We start from the raw sequence: 21293 nt of genomic DNA, 5'->3' as shown, positions 1-21293 counted from the left end.
ACTAACCAAATAATTAAATTATATAAAATGAAATCTAAGATTTATTTTTTAGGACTTATAACGCTCTTGTTTATTTCCTGTAAAAAAGAAGCTCCAATTAAAGTAACAACTGATGATTTTTGTGCAGCAGTTGATACGGTAACGGGAATTATGGTTCATGATATCTTTTCGCCTCCGGTTGCCAGCAGAATCTATCTGTATCCAAATGTTGCCGCTTATGAAATTATGGCTCAAAACAGCACTAAATATAACAGTTTACAAGGACAGTTAAAAGGATTAGATTCTATTCCTAAACTAGATTCAAAAAGTGGTGTTAATAAAAATTTGGCTGCGCTTATTGCTCATATTGAAGTGAGTAAACAATTGATTTTTTCTGAGGAATCTTTAGAAAAATACAGAGACAGTTTGTATGAAAAATGGGGTTCAGAGAATCAAAAAGAATTTGATGTTTCTAAGGAATATGCTTTAAAGGTGGTCGACAGGATTAAAATGTGGATGGGAAAAGACAATTACAAACAAACTCGAACCGCTTCTAAATTTTCTGTTTATGCGAATCAGCCAGGAAGATGGCAACCTACTCCGCCTTCGTACATGGACGGAGTTGAGCCACATTGGGGTGAAATTAGGACTTTAGTTATGGATTCGGCTTCTCAATTTAAACCGAAAGCTCCGCATCCTTTCTCTATTGATAAAAATTCTGCTTTTTATAAAGAGGCAAAAGAAACGTATGATACAGGAAATTTGATTTCCAAAAAATTAATTGAAGTAGAGAAAACTAAAAGCAAACTGATTCCTGAAGAATCGGCTATTGCTACATTTTGGGATTGTAACCCGTATGCTACAGTTACGCAAGGTCATATGATGTTTGCAAAGAAAAAAAATACACCTGATGCACATTGGATTAATATTACCAAAATTGCACTGAAAAAATCAAAATCTGATTTTGAAACTACTGTTTTTGCTTATACTAAAACTTCAATTGGGATCTTCGAAAGTTTTATCAGTTGCTGGGATGAGAAGTATAAAACTAATGTAATCAGACCAGAAACGTATATCAACCAATATATAGACGAAAACTGGAGACCACAACTGCAAACGCCTCCTTTCCCAGAATATACTAGCGGACATTCCGTAGTTTCTTCCTGCTCTGCTATTATTTTAACGGGTATTTTTGGCGATAATTTTAGTTATGTTGACGATTCTGAAATTCCTTTTGGATTGCCTAAAAGATCTTTTAACTCATTCAAACAAGCTGCAGCAGAAGCTTCAATTAGTAGATTGTATGGAGGAATTCATTACAGAGCAGCTATTGAAAATGGAGTTGAACAAGGCAATAACATAGGGAATTATATTAGTAACAAATTAAAGATGCTTAAAAAATAATGAAAGTAAGTAAAAAAATTATAGTTGGATTAAGTGCTGTTCTTTCCTTGTTTTTAGTATGGTATTTATTTATTAAAGAAAGTGATTATACGATTTCATTTAAAATTAATACCTCTACAGGAACTGTTTTTCAAGGAGTACAGGAATGGTCGACTGCTCAAGCACAGAAAGACAGCGAAAATTATGTGATTTTAGAAAAGAAAAATTTTGAATTCCTTAAATATGAAATGCGAAAAGGAGATTCGGAATTTAATTATTATTGGGATATTAAATCTATTAATGATTCGGTTACAAAAATTGATGTTAGTATTAAAGATTTAAATAATAGCTTGTATAATAAGATTACAGTTCCTTTCTTTAAAACTGATTTTAAGCAAGAGCAAATTAAAAAAATATCGGAATTTAAATTGGGATTAACGGAACATCTCAATAAATTTAAAGTTAAGATTGATGGGGAAGGAACTTCTGAAGCAACATATGTAGCGTATATTAATTTAAAAAGTGTGTTACAAGAAAAAGCGCAATCAATGATTCAAAATGATGCTTCTATTACAGGGTATTTGCAGAGAAATAACATTCAAATAATTGGAAGACCTTTTGTTGAAGTTCAAAACTGGGATTTGGATTCGGAAAAATTAGATTTTAATTATTGTTTCCCTATTGAAAAAAAAGCAGATTTTCCACCAAGTGACATTGTGAAGTTTAAAACATTGCCCGCGCTTAAAGGATTAAAAGCTACTTATTACGGAAATTTTAGGACTTCTGACAGAGCTTGGTTTGCTTTGCTTGATTATGCTAAGAAGAATAATATAAAATTGCAGAAAAAAGTGTTAGAACATTTCCTGGCTAACCCATTTAATGGTGGTAATGAATTAGAATGGGAAACTAAAATTATCATTCCTTTTGATTAAAAATAGTTAGGTTATATCGCTTTAAATATAAGGCGCTCGAAAACGTTTTCGGTTCTTCCGAAAACGTTTTTTATTTTAAATACATCTTGGTTGATGATTTAAAAATTAAATTTATTGATTGTACAATTAAACATAAAACAATGAGTAAAAAACTAAGATTAAGTTTTTGGCAGATAATCAATATGAATGTTGGTTTTTTTGGCATACAGTACAGCTTTGGTTTACAGCAAAGTGCTGTAAATCCGATATATGATTTTTTACATGCAAGCCCAGATCAAATCCCGATACTGAATCTTGCGGGTCCTTTAACGGGCTTATTGATTCAACCCATAATTGGGGCAATGAGTGATAAAACTTGGCATCCAAGGTGGGGAAGAAGAAAGCCTTACTTTTTTATAGGTGCATTAGTTTGTAGTCTTGCTTTGTTTTTATTTCCGTTTAGTAGTTCATTATGGATGGCTGCTGGTTTGCTTTGGATTCTGGATGTTGGTAACAATACCGCTATGGAGCCGTATCGTGCCTTTATTGCAGATACGTTGAGCGAAGATCAGCAACCTACGGGTTTTCAGGCGCAAAGTTTTTTTACTGGTTTCGGACAGTTTTTGGCTTATATTTCTCTTTTTCTATTTCCAATAGTTTTTGTTGGTTATACGGGATCACTACCCACTTGGATTTACGCTTCCTTTTTTCTGGGGGCAGTACTTTCTGTAACTTCGATTTGGTGGAGTATGAGTAAAACCAAAGAAATTCCACCAACTGAGGAAGAATTAGCCATTTTAAAAGCCGAGCCGCTAAATGTTTTTTCGCCTTTTATAGATATTTATAAAGCGGTTTTAGAAATGCCATCGGTTATGTGGCAACTATTTGTGGTCTATTTGTTTCAATGGTATGCCATGATGTGTTATTGGCAGAATAATTCAAAAAGTATTGCTTTGTCCGTTTGGAATGTTACGCCAAAGAATACAGTTGGCTATGAAAAAGCAGTAGAATGGAATGGATTGATTGGTGCATTTGGGTTTATAGTAACTTTTTCTATAGCATTTTATTTGGCCAAATTAGCTAAAAAACATGGTGCTAAGATGATTCATTTTGCCTGTTTGTTATTAGGAGCGGTATCTCTTTTATGTTTTCCAATGGTACAAAATCAGTATATGTTTTTTGCTGTGGTTATAGGCTATGGTATTGCTTGGGCAAGTATGATGGGAATTCCTTACTTGATGGTTGTTGCTGTTATTTCAAAAGAAAGATATGGAGTCTACATGGGTATTATTAATATGATGATTGTGATTCCAATGATTATCCAAAACTTATCATTTGGTTATATTCTAAAAAACTTTTTAGATAATGATCCTCGACAAGCAATCAGTTTTGCAGGAGTATTGTTAGTGATTGCTGCACTCTGCACCTTATTAATTAAAATAAAAAAGACAAAATTAAGTGAATAATGTATTAAATAATAGGGGTGAAATAGACATCCTTTGTGTAGGTGAAGTTCTTGTAGATTTTATTGGTCATCAAGAAGGTGTGCTTATTAGTGGAACGAGAGATTATCATAGGTATTTAGGAGGATCGCCTACTAATGTTGCTATGAATTCAACGCGATTGGGCTTGAATACTATTATGGTTGCAACTGTTGGGAACGATGGCTTTGGATCTTATATTACAGAACGATTAACGAGTGTTGGTATAAATACAAACCATCTAAACGTTCTAGATGATAAATCGACTAGTGTGATTTTTGTTTCAAGGTCTGAGGGTACACCCGATTTCATTCCGTATCGATCAGCAGATTGTTGTATTTATGAGGAACAAATTTCAAAGGAAATACTATCCAATACAAAGATATTTCATACCACTTGTTTCGCATTAAGTAAAAATCCAGCACAAAAAACAATCTTAAAGAAGGCAAAAGAAGCTTACGATTTGGGATGTAAACTAAGTATCGATGTAAACTATGCAAGAAAGTTGTGGAAAAGTCAAGAGAAGGCTTTCAAAGTAATCAAAACCTATTGTCAGTTCAATCCTTTAATAAAAATTAGTGAAGATGATATGTTGCGTCTTTTTGAGAAGGAACTTCCTCATGAAGAAATATTTGAATTTTTTCATCAACAAGGAGTAGATACTGTTTGCTTAACTTTAGGTAGTAAAGGAGTGAAATTATCTCAAAAAGGAAAAGAAGTAATACAAATGCCGGCCATAAAAATTGATAAAGTGATGGACTCCACTGGAGCAGGTGATGCCTTTTGGTCTGGATTTTTGTTTGCTTACATTAAAGAAAAATCAATTAATGAATGTTTGGATATAGCTTTAAAATTAGCAGCTTTAAAACTGCAAAACGTAGGGCGATTACCGGATAACATCAATATCCTTTCTAAACTTTTATAAAAAACGATGCAACAAAATAATACAAAAATAAGTAATGGTGTAATGCTGAATGTTTATCCCGATAGTATTGGAGAAAAATTTAGTGATACAATAACCATGCTTAAAATGACCGAGTTTAAAGAGGTTTTTTCTTTAATTTACGTTTTACCTACCTTTTTTAATAGTGATTTAGATAGAGGTTTTTCTATTATTGATTATGATATAAATAAAGATTTAGTAGATACAAAAGATTTAAAAGACCTGAATGAGCTCCAGATAAAGCTGAAATTTGACATTGTTTTAAATCATCTTTCTGTAGCTTCTCCTCAGTTTAAAGACATGTTACAATATGGTAATAAATCTAAATTTAAAGATTTTTTTATCAATTGGAATGAATTCTGGGAAGGAAATGGAGTGAAAAATGAAGATGGAATTGTAATTCCAAATCCTGAATTTCTCAATAAATTGTTCATGAGAAAGTCAGGTTTGCCCATATTGAAAGTACGTTTTCCGGATGGCACAGAACAGCCGTATTGGAATACTTTTTACCAGCAAATAACCTACAATCCGATTACTGTAGCTGATTTACAAGATGTAAAAGAATTAAAAGAAGAGCAAAAGCAATTTATTGTTGCCATTGTTAATGACGCAATTAAGGATAATAAAGATTTTGCGACCATTGATTTTAAAGATTATACTACTTTGAAATCAGAAATTTTACAAATTGTAGAGCAAAAGCGTTCTTATTTAGGACAAATGGATGTTAATGCTGCATCGCCCTTAGTATGGGATTTCTACGAGGAAACATTAAAGAAATTGAATGGATATGGTTGTAATATTCTTCGATTAGATGCTTTTGCCTATTTGCATAAACAAGTAGGGGAATCTAATTTCTTTAATAAACCGGGAACTTGGGAATATTTAGAGCGTATTAAGAAAATAGCAGAACAAAATAATTTGATGCTATTGCCAGAAATTCACGCCGAATATGGTTTGCATTTACATGATGAGGTAGCTGATAAAGGATATTATATTTATGACTTTTTCTTGCCTGGTTTAGCGATACATACTATCGAAAATAAATCGAGTAAAGCCTTATTGACTTGGGCTAAGGAAATTATTGCCAAAGGATATAAAACAGTAAACATGCTCGGTTGCCACGATGGAATACCTGTTCTAGATTTGAAAGGTAAAGAAGTAAATGGTACTTATAATAAAGGATTATTAGAAGATACAGAGATTGAATCTATCATGAATACCATCATGGAGCGTGGTGGTCGTGTCAAAAATCTTTATGATCCTTCAGGAAACAAAATTTCTTATTATCAAATAAATGCCACCTTTTTTAGTGCATTAGGAGAAGACGAACAAAAGTTGCTTCTTGCGAGAGCTATTCAAATGTTTATGCCGGGAATACCGCAGGTTTGGTATCTAGATATTTTTGCGGGTAAAAACAATTATGAAGCGGCAGATAATGGAGGAAGTGCCGGACATAAAGAAATTAATCGTACCACATTGACCATGCACGATATCGAGCAAGGGTTGAAAACGGAAGTTGTGAAACAACAACTCGAAATCATGCACTTAAGAAATACTTCAAATGCATTTTCAGGTCATGTAGAAATAAATGATGACGTTGACGCTATTATAGATGTCAAATGGGTGAACGGAACAGCAGTTGCGCACCTAAAAGCAAATCTTAAGACCTGTGGTTTTACAATTGAACATACCGAAAATGGAATTACAAACACTATGAGTTTTTAAATTTCATATTGTAATCTAAAATCAAAATATAAAGAATGACTCCTCAATGGATTTAAAATCGTAATTGTCTAAATGATTAAATAATAAAATATGAAGAAAAACGCTGTCAAGATTGCTATGTATCTTAATTATTTTGTATTTGCAATTCTGCTGAACAGCGTAGGAATTGTAATTTTAAAGTCACAGGCTAATTATGGAGTCGATGAATTGCAAGCCAGTATTCTGGAAGCATTTAAGGATCTGCCTATTGCAATTGTTTCTTTTTTGGTGGCTTCTTTTTTGCCAAGAATTGGGTATAAAAAAGCCATGCTTATTGGATTGGGATTAGTTTCAGTTGCTTGTATAAGTATGTATTTTGGAAATTCTTTTAGTGCTGCAAAAATACTTTTTGCGACTGTAGGGGTTTCTTTTGCCTTAATAAAAGTATCTGTTTATTCATTAATTGGAACCATTACAGAGAATCAACAGGAACACAACAGTTTGATGAGCAGCATTGAAGGTGTTTTTATGCTTGGAATAGCTTTGGCTTATTTCCTTTTTCCAGCTTTTAATTCAGAATCGAATCCGGATGCATGGTTAAACGTGTATTGGTTATTGGCCGCAATGGCTTTACTATCATTTGGATTTTTATTCTTTGCAAAATTTGAAAATCAAACGGAAATTCCGGGAGTTAATCTGGTAGATGATTTCGCGCAAATGTTTAAATTATTTGCTAAGCTTTTAACCATTGTTTTTGTGATTAGTGCGTTCTTATTTGTAATGATTGAACAAGGAATAATGTCTTGGTTGCCCACTTTTAATAGTAAAGTGCTCCATCTTCCGGAGAATATTAGCATTATGATGGCGAGTATTTTGGCAATTACATTGGCAATTGGAAGACTTTTGGCAGGTATTATTACCAAAAAAGTAAATTGGATTTGGGTACTGAGTTTTTGTATTATCGCGGCGATGCTTATTGTGGTTTTTGTGTTGCCAAAAACAGTAGGATTAGATGTTAAGGAAATTAATTCATTAGGTGATATTCCATTAATTGGATTTGCATTTCCGTTGGTTGGACTTTTTATAGCGCCAATTTATCCGCTTTTAAATTCGGTTGTTTTGAGTGCTCTGCCTAAAAAATTACACAGCTCCATGACGGGTTTGATAGTCGTTTTCTCTGCTTTAGGAGGAACATTAGGTTCTAGAATAATTGGTTATTTGTTTAAAAACGAAGGACCCGAAAATGCATTTTATTATACTTTGATTCCTATGTCTTTATTGTTGGTTTCTTTCTTTATATTAAAAAAACTTACTGCTAAAAAAAATGAAATTCTTAGTTAACATAGATAAAGTATTCAGTGAACTTTTGCTTCAAGAGGATACTGATCAAGACAAAAAAATTACAAAAGACGACACCGGACCTAAAAAGTTTGTTTTGGTTGACCAAATCACAAAACAAGAAAAAACAATTGAAGGAACGTATCATTTGTCAAATTTGTTGCAGGAATTAGCGCAACTAAAAGAATCAAATCTTATAGAGGGCGAGATTAATTTGCATCGAATTCTAGAAAATCCTGTAGAACGTATTTCAAGAAAAATAAGAGAGGATTATTGGAACGAACTCACCCGAACCATTGATAAAAAAGGATTGGCTCAAATTCTTCAGGATGAAAAAACATCAAATGAGATTCCAACGCTTTATGTTCCTGCAACTGATCCTCAAGGAGTAGCGTATTTTCAGGAATTAGAAAAAGAGCTTCGAAATTTTAAAGTAGCCATTTTGCCTGAAAATTTCTCCATGGAATATGTGGAGACTTTAAATACAAAACCGGGAATTTTGGCTTTGGCTTTAGAACAAAAAATATACAGTTTGCAGGGCGTTCCATTCGTTGTTCCGGGCGGAAGATTCAATGAAATGTATGGTTGGGACAGTTATTTTATTGGTGTCGGACTTTTGATAGACAATCAGTTGGAAAAAGCGATGGCTATTGCCGATAATTTTAAATACCAAATTACACATTACGGAAAAATTCTAAACGCGAACAGAAGTTATTACTTAACCCGAACGCAACCGCCACTTTATTCTTCTTTGCTGATTGATATTGTAAAGAAAAAATCACCTGATTTTCACTGGTTAAAAGGGCATCTGGAAACAGTAATAAAAGAGTACGATACCGTTTGGATGGTGCAGGGAAACCGATTGACGCCAACGGGATTGAACAGGTATAAAGCGGATGGGGTAGGAATGCCGTTTGAAGTGGAGCTAGGGCATTTTGATGATGTTTTGGAACCGTATGCCAAAAAATACAATTTACCGATTCGGGAGTTTGAAAAGAAATACTTAGAGCGAAGTCTGATTGATGCTGAACTTGATGAATATTTTGTTCATGACAGAAGTTTGAGAGAAAGCGGACATGATACTACCGACAGACTGATAAATAGATGTGCCAATTTAAACTCAGTAGATATCAATAGTTTTCTGTACAAGTATGAAAAAGATATTGCTTACCTGATAAGAGAATATTTCAGTAATGCTTTTCAAGTTGGTGGTGTTGCTTATACTGCTGAAGATTGGGAACAAAAAGCTAATTTCAGAAAAGAAAAAATAAATGAATTGTGTTGGAATGAAGCCGCCGGAATGTATTTTGACTACGATTTTGTAAACAAAAAACAATTTCCTTTTGAAGCTGCGACTACATTTTTTCCTCTTTGGGCAGGATTGTGTAGCGAGCATCAAGCTAAGAAATTAATTGAAATTGCTTTGCCTCAGTTCATAAAAACAGGTGGAATTACTGGAAGCACAAAAGCTAGTGTAGCAGGAGTTCCGGAAAATGCTCCACAACGACAATGGGACTATCCTTTTGGTTGGGCGCCACATCAGATATTGTTGTGGGAAGGTCTGATTAATTATAAATTTTTTGACGAAGCTCAGGAAATGGTTTACAGATGGTTGTGGCTCATTACAAAAAATGCAGTGGAATATAACGGTACGATTCCAGAAAAATTCGACTTAGAAATTAGCTCTCATAAAGTGTTTGCAGAGTACGGGAATGTAGGCACTGAGTTTGATTATATTGCTAAGGAAGGGTTTGGCTGGGTGAATGCATCGTATCAATATGGGTTACAAATTTTGCATAATAATTTAAAAGAAAAACTCAACGTTTTGGTTTCGCCCGATGATTTATTTTAATCAGAAATGTGTTTTGAATGTTTATTTTATTTAACTTTATCTTTCATTAAATTTTGAAAACATGACTGTAGATCAAATATTAAGCACGAAAGGGAAAGAAGTATATTCTGTACTTTCCACAAATACTGTATACGAAGCATTAGCAGTAATGAGCGAGAAAAACATAGGTGCTATTCTTGTAATTGAAGATACAGTATTGAAAGGGATTTTATCCGAAAGGGATTATGCCAGAAAAATCGTTTTGAAAGCCAAGTCTTCAAAGAAAGCCTTAGTTCATGAAATTATGGAGACCGATGTTGTTACCGTAAAACTATCGGATAATTTAGAGTCTTGCATGGAATTGATGAATGCCAAAAGGGTTCGGCACTTACCGGTTATAGAAAACAATATTGTGATAGGGATCATATCGATAAGCGATGTGGTAAAAGCGATTATTGAAAAACAAAAAGACACTATTCAGCATTTAAATTCCTATATAACGCAATAAAAAAAATAGAAATTTTATTTTTATAAATAGCCACAAATTGATGTGGCTATTTTTTTTGGATTAAAATCTAAGTTTGTTTTATGTAAAAGAATGGGGGAAAAGTCCTCTTTTTTTAAATCAAGACTCCTATCTTTGTAAGCTAGTATAAAATCTAACAAAAATGGACAAAAATAGCAAGAGAAAAGAAGCATTATTATACCATTCTCAACCCACACCTGGTAAAATTCAAGTAGTTCCAACCAAAAAATATGCAACCCAAAGAGATTTGTCTTTGGCGTATTCGCCGGGCGTAGCGGAGCCGTGTTTAGAAATTGCTAAAGATGTAAATGATGTTTATAAATATACTACAAAAGGAAATTTAGTTGCCGTAATTACTAATGGTACAGCAGTTTTAGGATTAGGAGATATTGGTCCCGAAGCATCAAAACCAGTAATGGAAGGAAAAGGACTTTTGTTCAAAATTTTTGCCGGTATTGATGTATTCGACATCGAAATTGGAACAAAAGATATTGAAGAATTTATTCAAACTGTAAAAAATATAGCGCCAACTTTTGGCGGAATCAACCTAGAGGATATCAAAGCGCCAGAATCTTTTGAAATCGAAAGACGATTAGTCGAAGAGTTAAATATTCCGGTGATGCACGATGATCAACACGGAACGGCAATTATCTCTTCAGCAGCACTTTTAAACGCATTAGAATTGGCAGGTAAAAAAGCAGAAGACATGAAAATGGTTGTTTCCGGAGCAGGATCGGCGGCTTTGGCTTGTGCTAATTTATATATTTTGCTTGGCGTGAAACTAGAAAACATTTATATGTTTAATAGCAAAGGATTATTGACAAAAGATAATGCATCATTGTCTGATTTACAACAAAAATACGCTAAAGACATGCCTTCAATAAGTCTTGAAGAAGCATTAGTAGACGCGGATATATTTTTAGGATTGTCTTCAGGAGATATTATGTCACCACAAATGTTGTTGGGTATGGCTGATAATCCTATCGTTTTTGCGATGGCAAATCCAGTTCCTGAAATCGATTATAATTTAGCTATTGCAACCAGAAAAGATGTTATCATGGCGACAGGAAGATCTGATTTTCCTAATCAAGTGAATAATGTACTTGGATTTCCATATATTTTTAGAGGCGCTCTGGATGTTCGTGCTACCAAAATTAATGAAGCTATGAAAATGGCAGCAGTAAGAGCATTAGCAGCATTGGCAAAAGAACACGTTCCGGAGCAAGTGAATGTTGCTTACGGTGCTAAGAAACTAACTTTTGGTAGAGAATATATAATACCTTCTCCATTCGATCCAAGATTGATTACTGTTGTTGCTCCTGCTGTTGCAAAAGCGGCTATGGATTCAGGAGTGGCATTAAATCCAATTACGGATTGGGAAGAGTACAAAGAAGCTCTTTTGGACCGATTAGGAAATGATAATAAAATGGTTCGATTGATTACAAATAGAGCCAAAATGGATCCAAAACGAATCGTTTTTGCAGAAGCAGATCATTTAGATGTTCTTAAAGCTGCCCAAATTGTATTTGAAGAAGGGATTGGTTTTCCGATTCTGTTGGGACACAAAGAAATTATTGTTGAATTGATGCAAGAGATTGGATTTGTTGGTGATGTTCAAATTATAGATCCAAAAGTGGCCGATGAAGAAGAAAGAAGAAATCGTTTTGCAACCACATATTGGAAAACCAGACAAAGACGTGGAATATCGCTTTTGGATGCTCAAAAATTAATGCGTGAAAGAAATTATTTTGCTGCAATGATGGTTAATGAAGGCGAAGCAGACGCTTTGGTTTCAGGACATTCCAGAAGTTATCCTTCGGTTGTTAAACCGATGTTACAGCTTATTGACAAAGCGCCGGGAGTTTCTATTGTTGCTACAACAAATATGATGATGACGGGTCGTGGCCCAATGTTTTTATCAGATACAGCTATCAATGTAAATCCATCTGCAGAAGAATTGGCAAAAATTGCTATCATGACTTCAAATGCTGCAAAAATGTTTGGAGTTGAACCTGTTATTGCGATGGTTTCTTATTCTAATTTTGGTTCTTCTACTAATGAAAGCGCCAGTAAAGTAAGAGAAGCAGTAGCTTATTTACATGCTAATTATCCTGATATGATTATTGATGGGGAACTTCAGGCCGATTTTGCTTTGAACCCGGAGATGTTAGAGAAAAAATTTCCTTTCTCTAAATTAGCAGGAAAAAAAGTAAATACATTGATTTTTCCTAACTTGGAATCAGCAAATATTACATATAAATTAATGAAAGAACTACATAAAGTGGACTCAATCGGGCCAATTATGTTAGGGATGAATAAACCGGTTCACATATTTCAACTAGGTGCAAGTGTAGAAGAGATGGTAAATATGGCTGCAATAGCAGTTATTGATGCTCAGGAAAAAGAAAAAAAGCGTTTGGCAGTAAACTAATTGTGAAACAATAAGGACTAATAAACAAAAGGAAAATTCTACCTTAATTTTATTATATTTGGTCATACAAAAATTTATATGATAACACATTTACAAGGAAAATTAGTAGAAAAAACTCCCACACAAGTCGTTATTGATTGTAATGGAGTTGGGTATCATGTAAATATATCGCTTCATACATATTCCTTACTTCCTAATTCAGATTTTATAAAGTTATTTACGCATCTTCAAATAAAAGAAGATGCGCATACTTTATTTGGATTTGTAGAAAAGTCAGAAAGAGAAATTTTTAAATTATTATTATCGGTTTCTGGCATAGGTGCGAGTATAGCACGAACGATGCTTTCTTCTTTAGATCCAAAACAAATTATTAATGCAATTGCATCAGGTGATGTGTTGACGATTCAGTCTATAAAAGGAATTGGCACAAAAACAGCGCAAAGAGTTATACTTGATTTGAAAGATAAAATAGTAAAACTGTACGATTTAGACGAAGTTTCGATGTCTCAAAGCAATACAAATCGAGATGAAGCGTTATCTGCTTTGGAGGTTTTAGGTTTTGTTCGAAAAACATCCGAAAAAGTGATAGAAAAAATTATAAAAGAGGACCCGGAAGCTACTGTTGAATCCATTATCAAAAAAGCTTTGAAAAGCTTGTAAAAGCATAGAAGCAACACCGAATTGTATGAATAAAATTTGGATTTTATTGCTAATTTTATTTTGTGGAACCGTATCTCAAGCACAAGTAAAACCAGATACTCAGCCTCAAGATACTGTTAAGACAGGTTTTTCTGTAGGGAAAGTTGAAATTAAAAATCCTAAGAGCATTCTTTCAGCTTATACTTATGATCCTGTTATAGATCGATATGTCTACACGAATACTGTAGATGGTTTTTCTATAGATTATCCAATTATTTTAACGCCAAAAGAATACGAAAAATTAGTTTTGAAAGAATCCATGCGAGATTATTTCAAGAAAAAAGTGGATGCGATTGACGGAAAAAAGGAAGGTAGTGAAGATGCCAAAAAAGATTTATTACCAAGATATTATGTGAAATCCAGTTTTTTTGAATCCATTTTCGGAAGTAATACCATTGATGTAAAACCAACCGGTTCTGTAGAAATGGATTTAGGAATGCGTTATACAAAACAAGATAATCCATCATTTTCACCCAGAAACAGAGCCAGCACTTCTTTTGATTTTGATCAAAGAATCAGTATGAGTTTGATGGGGAAAGTAGGAACAAGATTGAATGTTAATGCTAATTATGATACACAATCTACTTTTGCTTTTCAAAATTTAATTAAATTAGAATACGCACCTACAGAAGATGATATCATTCAAAAAATCGAAGTAGGAAATGTAAGTATGCCTTTGAATAGTTCTTTGATTCGGGGTGCTCAAAGTTTATTTGGTGTAAAAACACAGTTGCAGTTTGGTAAAACTACAGTTACCGGTGTTTTTTCGGAACAAAAATCACAAACAAAAAGTATCGTTGCCGAAGGTGGCGGAACAATTCAGGACTTTGATATTTATGCACTCGATTATGATAATGACAGGCACTTTTTTCTGTCTCAATATTTCAGAAATCGATATGATGCTTCGCTGAAAAACTATCCTTTTATAGACAGTAGAGTGCAAATTTCCCGATTAGAAATTTGGGTTACAAATAAGCAAAACAGAGTATCTACAACCAATAACAATCTTAGAAATATTATTGCGCTTCAGGATTTAGGGGAAGCACAATTATCAGGTTTAGCAGATAATGAAGTTGTTGTTTTAGATCCGTCAACCGGAATTTTTAATAATCCTGTTGATTCTCCGGCGGACAACACAAATAATGATTACGATCCGGCACAAATAACTACAGGAACAGGTTTGCTAAACCCAAATATTCGTGAAATTGTAACTTCAAATTCAGGATTTAATACCACAGTAAGTGAAGGTCAGGATTATTCTAAGCTAGAAAATGCCCGAAAATTGAATGCTAACGAGTATACTTATAATGCTCAATTGGGGTATATTTCGTTGCAACAACGGTTAGCGAATGATGAGGTTCTTGCAGTTGCTTACCAATATACGATTGGTGACAAAGTGTATCAAGTGGGGGAATTTGGTAATGATGGTGTAGATGCAACAGTGGTAACTGGTAATACGTCATCTACTCAGGCAATTATTTCACAAAGTTTGATATTGAAAATGCTGAAAAGCAATTTAACCAATGTTAAAAATCCAGTTTGGAATTTGATGATGAAAAACATCTATCAGGTTGGAGGTTATCAATTGAAGCAGGAAGATTTTAGATTTAATATTCTTTACACCGATCCTTCGCCTTTGAATTATATTACCGAAGTTTCAGGAGCTCCATTTCCGTCGAATCCGTTACCGGAAAATAAAATTGCCGAAACCCCTTTGTTAAAAGTATTCAACTTAGATAAACTGAATTATAATAACGATCCACAAACTGGAGGTGATGGTTTTTTTGATTTCATGCCAGGCCTAACCATAGATGCTCAAAACGGAAGAATTATATTTACAACCAAAGAGCCTTTTGGAGAATTATTGTTTTCTAAATTATCGAACAATGGTTCCGGGGAGAATTATAACGATAGTAATACTTACAATCCCAATCAGAAAAAATACGTTTTTCGAAGCATGTATCGCAATACACAATCCGGTGCTTTACAGGATAGTGATAAGAATAAATTCTTATTGCGAGGAAAATATAAATCATCAAGCGGAGACGGAATCCCGATTGGAGCTTTTAATGTGCCACAAGGTTCAGTTGTAGTAACTGCCGGCGGAAGAGTTTTGGTCGAAGGAATAGATTACAGCGTCAATTATCAACTAGGAAGAGTTCAGATATTAGACCCTTCATTGCAAGCATCAAATACACCCATCGAGGTTTCGTTAGAGAATAATTCTGTTTTCGGCCAACAAACCAGAAGATTTATAGGGTTGAATGTAGAGCATAAAATTTCGGATAAATTTTTAGTAGGTGCTACTTTCTTAAAAATGACCGAAAAGCCATTTACTCAAAAATCGAGTTTTGGACAAGAATCCGTAAACAATACTATTTTTGGTTTTAACACTAATTTTTCAAGTGAAGTTCCTTTCTTGACCCGATTAGTCAATAAGCTCCCAAATATAGATACGGATGTTCCATCCAATATTTCGATAAGAGGAGAAGTTGCATTTTTGAAACCCGATACTCCAAAAGCGGATAAGTTTCAGGGAGAATCAACTATTTATGTTGACGATTTTGAAGGTTCACAATCGACCATTGATATGCGTTCGCCATATTCTTGGAGTCTGTCTTCAACACCGGTAAATGATGCAGAAAGTACTTATAATTTTAATGAAAGTGCCAATGATTTAAGTTATGGTTTCAAAAGAGGTAAATTATCTTGGTACTCTATTGATCCAGTATTTTATACCCAAAAACCATCCGGAATTTCTAATGATGATTTGTCATTTAATTCCACAAGGAGAATTTATAGTGAAGAATTATATCCTTTAACTGATATTGCGCAAGGGCAATCGCAAGTTATAAACACATTAGATTTAAGTTATTATCCTTCGGACAGAGGTCCTTATAATAACAGTTTAAATATGTCGAATAATCCCAAAGATAATTTTGGAGGAATTATGCGTTCCTTGAATTCGACTAATTTTGAACAAGGAAATGTCGAGTATATTCAGTTTTGGGTTTTAGATCCTTATGTTGGAAACGGGCAAACACCGGATTCAAATTCAGGTAAAATTTATTTTAATTTAGGAGAAATTTCAGAAGATGTTCTAAAAGACGGCAGAAAGCAATACGAAAACGGACTTGGTCCTGATCAGATATTGGTTAATCCGCAACCGTTATGGGGGGATGTTCCTGCTTCGCAATCATTAATTTATGCTTTCGACACGAATGCTGACAACAGAGCCAATCAAGATATTGGTTTAGACGGATTGTCTAATGCCAAAGAAGCTTCAACCTACACTAATTTTGCGTCAGAACCCGATCCGGCAGGAGATGATTACACCTATTATCTCAATACTTCGGGAAGCATTTTGGATCGATATAAAAATTACAATGGTGTTGACGGAAACTCCGCAGTCGATATTAATGACGCCAATCGAGGTGCATCTACAGTGCCTGATGTAGAAGATATCAATAGAGATAATACCATGAATACCATCAATGCATATTATGAATACAGTATTGATATGCAACCCAACATGAGCATTGGTCAAAATTACATCACTGATATAAGAACAACAAATCAGACTTTACCTAATGGCTCGACAACAGAAGCCCGATGGATTCAGTTTAAAATTCCGGTTTCTCAACCTCAAAACACTATTGGAAACATTTCTGATTTTAGATCAATCCGTTTCATGAGAATGTTTATGACAGGTTTTAGTGATCAGGTGACGGTGCGTTTTGGAGCATTAGATTTGGTAAGAGGAGAATGGAGACGTTATACCAATACATTGGATTTTAATGATACAAATGTTGATGATGACCGAACTGATTTTGATGTTTTGGCAGTGAATGTTCAGGAGAATAATGAAAAATGTCCGGTAAATTATATTACACCACCGGGTGTAGAACGAGAACAATTGTACAATAACAATACGGTAATTAATCAAAATGAGCAATCGTTAGCTTTGAGAGTTTCTGGAGATGGATTACAACCCGAAGATTCCAGAGCTGTTTTCAAAAACGTAAGTATTGACATGCGCCAATTCAAGAAATTGAAAATGTTTTTACATGCTGAATCTTTGCCAAATGAAACTGCTATTCAAGACAATCAAATGGTAGGATTTATTCGTTTTGGAAATGATTTTACCCAGAATTTTTATCAAATAGAAATTCCTTTAAAAGTAACACTGCCTTCTTCTACGTCAAATTCTGATTGTTCTCCTCTTAGCGCCGAAGCTGTTTGGCCGGAAGACAATGAAATCGATTTGTCTTTGGCTTTGTTAACGCAGTTGAAGATTCAGGCTATGAGTATTGATCCAAGCACATTGCCTTTGGACGGAATTTATTATTCTGATAATGATTCAACGAAACCTGATGGTGATGGAAACAGCAAGTTGAAATTAGGGATAAAGGGAAATCCTAATTTTGGTTTAGTTCGAAATCTGATGGTGGGTTTAAAAAATAGTGATGCGCATCGAGATATTAAAGGGGAAGTTTGGTTCAATGAACTTCGTTTGGCAGACATGGACAATCAAGGCGGAATGGCTGCGGTGTTGAATGTAGATTCTAATTTGGCTGATTTTGCTACTGTTTCTGCTACAGGAAAGAAAAGTACGATTGGTTTTGGTGCATTAGAACAAGGTCCAAATGAAAGAAGTCGAGAAGATACTCAACAATATAACATTGTTACTAATTTAAATTTAGGGAAACTGTTGCCTGCAAAATGGGGAATCAATTTGCCGTTTAATTATGCGGTTGGTGAAGAAACAATAACGCCGGAATATGATCCTTTTAATCAGGATATCAAATTGAATCAGTTGTTAGACAATACGGTGAATGAAGCTGAAAGAGAAAACATTAAAAACAGAGCGATTGATTACACGAAACGAACCAGTATCAATTTTATAGGAGTACGAAAAGAAAGAAGCCCGGAACAAAAACAACATCTGTACGATCCGGAAAACTTTACTTTTTCACAATCGATTAATGAAGTGGAACGCCATGATTTTGAAATCGAGGATTATGTAGATCAGCAAGTAAATACATCGGTTGATTATGCATTTACTTTTCAGCCTAAGCCGGTGGAGCCGTTTAAAAATACAAAATTCATGAAAAAAAGTAGCTATTGGAAACTGCTGAGTGATTTTAATTTTAATTATTTGCCATCGAATATTTCTTTCAATACGGATATTATCAGACAATACAATCGTCAGCAATTCCGTCAGGTAGATGGTGTAGAAGGAATAGCTATAGATCCTTTGTACAGAAGAAATTTTGCTTTTAATTATCAATACGGGTTTAATTTTAATTTAACCAAATCATTGAAATTAAATTATACGGCTTCTTCAAGCAATATTGTAAAAAATTATTTGAACGAGGATAATGAACCAATTGATTCGTTTACCATTTGGGACAGTTATTGGGATATTGGAGATCCAAACCAACACATGCAACAATTAGTGTTGAATTATGAAATTCCAATTAATAAAATTCCATTATTTAGTTTTGTAAAAGCGAATTACTCTTACACGGGTGATTATAGTTGGCAACGTGCTTCGAATGCAATGTCTGAAATAGAGATTGATGCCGTTACTTATAATTTAGGAAATACGATTCAAAATGCAAATTCTAATAATTTGAATGCCACATTCAATATGGATACCTTGTATAAATATTTAGGATTGACCAAGGCGAAAAGTGGCGGAGCATCAAGACCTAAACCGGCAGCGCCAAAACCAGGGGAGAAAATAGTAAAAACCAATACGCCGCAAGCAACAAAAAACAGTCCTTTTATGGATGGCTTTATAGGAGTTTTGACGAGTGTGAAAAATGTTCAGATGAACTACACTTACAATAGCGGAACGGTTTTGCCTGGATATACACCAAGTATAGGATTTTTGGGTTCATCAAGACCTTCGTTAGGATTTATTTTTGGAAGTCAAGATGACGTTCGATACGAAGCTGCCAAAAATGGTTGGCTTACTAATTATCCGGATTTTAATCAAAATTTCACTCAGGTAACTAATAAAATTTTTAAAACAACGGCTAATGTTGATTTGTTTCCTGACATGAAAATTGATTTGTCATTAGACAGATCTTACTCTGAAAATTTCTCAGAACAATATGATGTTACCGATGGGCAATACAATGCAAGATCGCCATACAGTACGGGTATTTTTTCGATATCGGCAGTTTTAATAAAAACGTCTTTTTCTACAAGTAACGAAACAGCTTCGGCAGCATTTGATGATTTTAGACAAAACAGACTTATAGTTGCAAATCGATTGGCATCACAACGCGGAATAGATGTTGCTAATCCGGTAAATCTAGACGCAGAAGGCTATCCTTTAGGATACGGAAAGAATAGTCAGGCGGTATTATTACCCGCTTTCTTAGCGGCTTATTCCGGCAGTAATGCTACTGATGTGTCTCTTGGAATTTTTAGAAATTTCCCAATTCCAAACTGGGCTGTAAAATACAATGGATTGATGCGTTATGATTTTTTCAAAAAGAATTTCAAGCGTATTTCATTGCAACACAACTATCGCGCTTCGTATACGATTAACTCGTTTAGATCTAATTTTGAATATGATAAAAATCCAAATGGAACTGATGCCAGCGGTAATTTTTATAATAAAACCATTATGTCTAATATTAACTTGGTCGAACAATTCAGTCCGTTAGTACGAATGGATTTTGAATTGAAAAGTTCTTTAAAAGTACTTACCGAAATTAAAAAAGACAGAGCTTTGTCGATGAGTTTTGATAATAATCTATTAACCGAAGTAAAAGGAGTAGAATACATCGTTGGGCTGGGATATCGATTTAAAGATGTGATTTTTTCGTCAAGATTGGCGGATAATCCTACTGGAATTATAAAAAGTGACATTAATATAAAAGGTGATTTGTCGTATAGAAATAATCAAACCATTGTGCGATATTTAGATTATGATAATAATCAATTGGCGGCGGGACAAAATATTTGGTCTCTAAAAATTACTGCCGATTATTCTTTTAGTAAGAACCTAACAGCCATTTTTTATTATGATCATTCATTTTCAAAAGCAGTTGTGTCGACCTCTTTTCCGCTCACTAATATTCGTTCCGGATTTACAATGCGTTATAATTTTGGAAATTAATTTTTTTAGAATCTAAACAAGAATTGGATAGAAGATTGCTACATTTGTCCTGTAAATTTTCAATAATTAATTTCAATACATATTTTATGAATATACCAGCAAATTTAAAGTACACAAAAGATCACGAATGGGTTAGTCTTGAAGGAGATGTTGCAACTGTAGGAATTACTCATTTTGCACAAAAAGAATTGGGTGATATCGTTTATGTTGAAGTAGAAACTTTAGACCAGACTTTAGAAAAAGATGAGGTTTTTGGTACTGTTGAAGCTGTAAAAACAGTTTCTGATTTATTTCTTCCTTTATCTGGAGAAATTATCGAATTCAACGAAGCGCTAGAAAGTTCACCAGAAAGTGTAAATTCAGATCCTTATGGAGCTGGCTGGATGATAAAAGTAAAAGTATCGAACTTGGATGAAGTTGATTCATTACTTTCAAGTGAGGCTTACAAAGAATTAATTGGTGCCTAAACAATTATTTTTTGGGATGGCTCTTTTTTGGGCCGGGATTATTGCCTTTTTTTGTTTAATAAAATCGAGTACTATTCCTGCTGTTAGCATTCCAAATTTAGACAAGGCCGTTCATGCATTTTTTCATTTTGTTTTGACCTTGCTTTGGTTTTTGTTTTTTCAAAAACAAATGAAGGCAAAAAGTGTTTTTAAACCTTTGTATTCAGCAGTACTATTCTCCTTTTTTTATGGAATAGGAATTGAAATAATGCAAGGATTATTTACCGCCACAAGAAGTGCAGATGTGTTGGATGTTTTGGCAAATATAACTGGAGCAATTTTAGCTTCTGTTGCTATTCTTGTTTTAAAAAAGAAAATAAAGTAAAGAGTACTTACTACAATATATAATCCCACTTCGGTGGGATTTTTATTTTTAGTGTATAAAAAGGATTCGATTATGAAGGTTTTTCAGCATTTTAAAAT

General features: G+C 34.0%; 13 protein-coding genes. All 13 read left to right on the top strand.

Going from position 1 to position 21293, the window contains the following annotated elements; translation table 11 throughout:
* Window positions 1-27 precede the first annotated feature (27 nt).
* The 13 genes from O6P34_RS02710 to O6P34_RS02650 all read left to right on the top strand — a co-directional run bounded on the left by O6P34_RS02710 (window position 28) and on the right by O6P34_RS02650 (window position 21195).
* Complete coding sequence (locus O6P34_RS02710) at window positions 28-1383, top strand: vanadium-dependent haloperoxidase (RefSeq protein WP_269685797.1); 1356 nt, start codon at window positions 28-30, stop codon at window positions 1381-1383.
* The gene (locus O6P34_RS02705; RefSeq protein ID WP_269685796.1) at window positions 1383-2294 is read left to right on the top strand and encodes a GyrI-like domain-containing protein; all 912 of its coding nucleotides are present in this window, start codon (window positions 1383-1385) and stop codon (window positions 2292-2294) included. Before O6P34_RS02710 ends, O6P34_RS02705 begins: the two co-directional genes overlap by 1 nt.
* A 140-nt stretch (window positions 2295-2434) precedes the next feature.
* On the top strand, window positions 2435-3739 hold the full coding sequence (locus tag O6P34_RS02700; RefSeq protein WP_269685795.1) for an MFS transporter: 1305 nt from the start codon (window positions 2435-2437) through the stop codon (window positions 3737-3739).
* Window positions 3732-4679, top strand: a complete 948-nt coding sequence (locus tag O6P34_RS02695) for a carbohydrate kinase family protein (RefSeq protein ID WP_269685794.1) — start codon at window positions 3732-3734, stop codon at window positions 4677-4679. Before O6P34_RS02700 ends, O6P34_RS02695 begins: the two co-directional genes overlap by 8 nt.
* 6 nt (window positions 4680-4685) lie before the next feature.
* The gene (locus O6P34_RS02690; protein WP_269685793.1) at window positions 4686-6422 is read left to right on the top strand and encodes an alpha-amylase family protein; all 1737 of its coding nucleotides are present in this window, start codon (window positions 4686-4688) and stop codon (window positions 6420-6422) included.
* A gap of 90 nt (window positions 6423-6512) precedes the next feature.
* On the top strand, window positions 6513-7742 hold the full coding sequence (locus O6P34_RS02685; RefSeq protein ID WP_269685792.1) for an MFS transporter: 1230 nt from the start codon (window positions 6513-6515) through the stop codon (window positions 7740-7742).
* Complete coding sequence (locus O6P34_RS02680) at window positions 7726-9591, top strand: trehalase family glycosidase (protein ID WP_269685791.1); 1866 nt, start codon at window positions 7726-7728, stop codon at window positions 9589-9591. The genes O6P34_RS02685 and O6P34_RS02680 overlap by 17 nt, the downstream gene beginning before the upstream one ends.
* Before the next feature lie 61 nt (window positions 9592-9652).
* On the top strand, window positions 9653-10078 hold the full coding sequence (locus O6P34_RS02675) for a CBS domain-containing protein (RefSeq protein WP_269685790.1): 426 nt from the start codon (window positions 9653-9655) through the stop codon (window positions 10076-10078).
* 160 nt (window positions 10079-10238) lie between these two features.
* Window positions 10239-12527, top strand: a complete 2289-nt coding sequence (locus O6P34_RS02670) for an NADP-dependent malic enzyme (protein ID WP_269685789.1) — start codon at window positions 10239-10241, stop codon at window positions 12525-12527.
* 78 nt (window positions 12528-12605) lie between these two features.
* The gene (ruvA, locus tag O6P34_RS02665; protein ID WP_269685788.1) at window positions 12606-13187 is read left to right on the top strand and encodes a Holliday junction branch migration protein RuvA; all 582 of its coding nucleotides are present in this window, start codon (window positions 12606-12608) and stop codon (window positions 13185-13187) included.
* Between the two features lie 25 nt (window positions 13188-13212).
* On the top strand, window positions 13213-20364 hold the full coding sequence (gene sov, locus O6P34_RS02660) for a T9SS outer membrane translocon Sov/SprA (RefSeq protein WP_269685787.1): 7152 nt from the start codon (window positions 13213-13215) through the stop codon (window positions 20362-20364).
* 86 nt (window positions 20365-20450) lie between these two features.
* On the top strand, window positions 20451-20831 hold the full coding sequence (gcvH, locus tag O6P34_RS02655) for a glycine cleavage system protein GcvH (RefSeq protein ID WP_269685786.1): 381 nt from the start codon (window positions 20451-20453) through the stop codon (window positions 20829-20831).
* A gap of 16 nt (window positions 20832-20847) precedes the next feature.
* Window positions 20848-21195 carry a VanZ family protein gene (locus O6P34_RS02650; RefSeq protein WP_269685785.1) on the top strand — a complete coding sequence of 116 codons (348 nt, stop codon included), beginning with the start codon at window positions 20848-20850 and terminating at the stop codon, window positions 21193-21195.
* Window positions 21196-21293 lie beyond the last annotated feature (98 nt).

This window comes from Flavobacterium lacustre (genome assembly GCF_027474525.2).
In the GTDB taxonomy this organism is placed as follows: Bacteria; Bacteroidota; Bacteroidia; order Flavobacteriales; family Flavobacteriaceae; genus Flavobacterium; species Flavobacterium lacustre.
The sequence above is the reverse complement of the archived record's forward strand: the minus strand, read 5'-3'. Positions and strand labels throughout refer to the sequence as shown.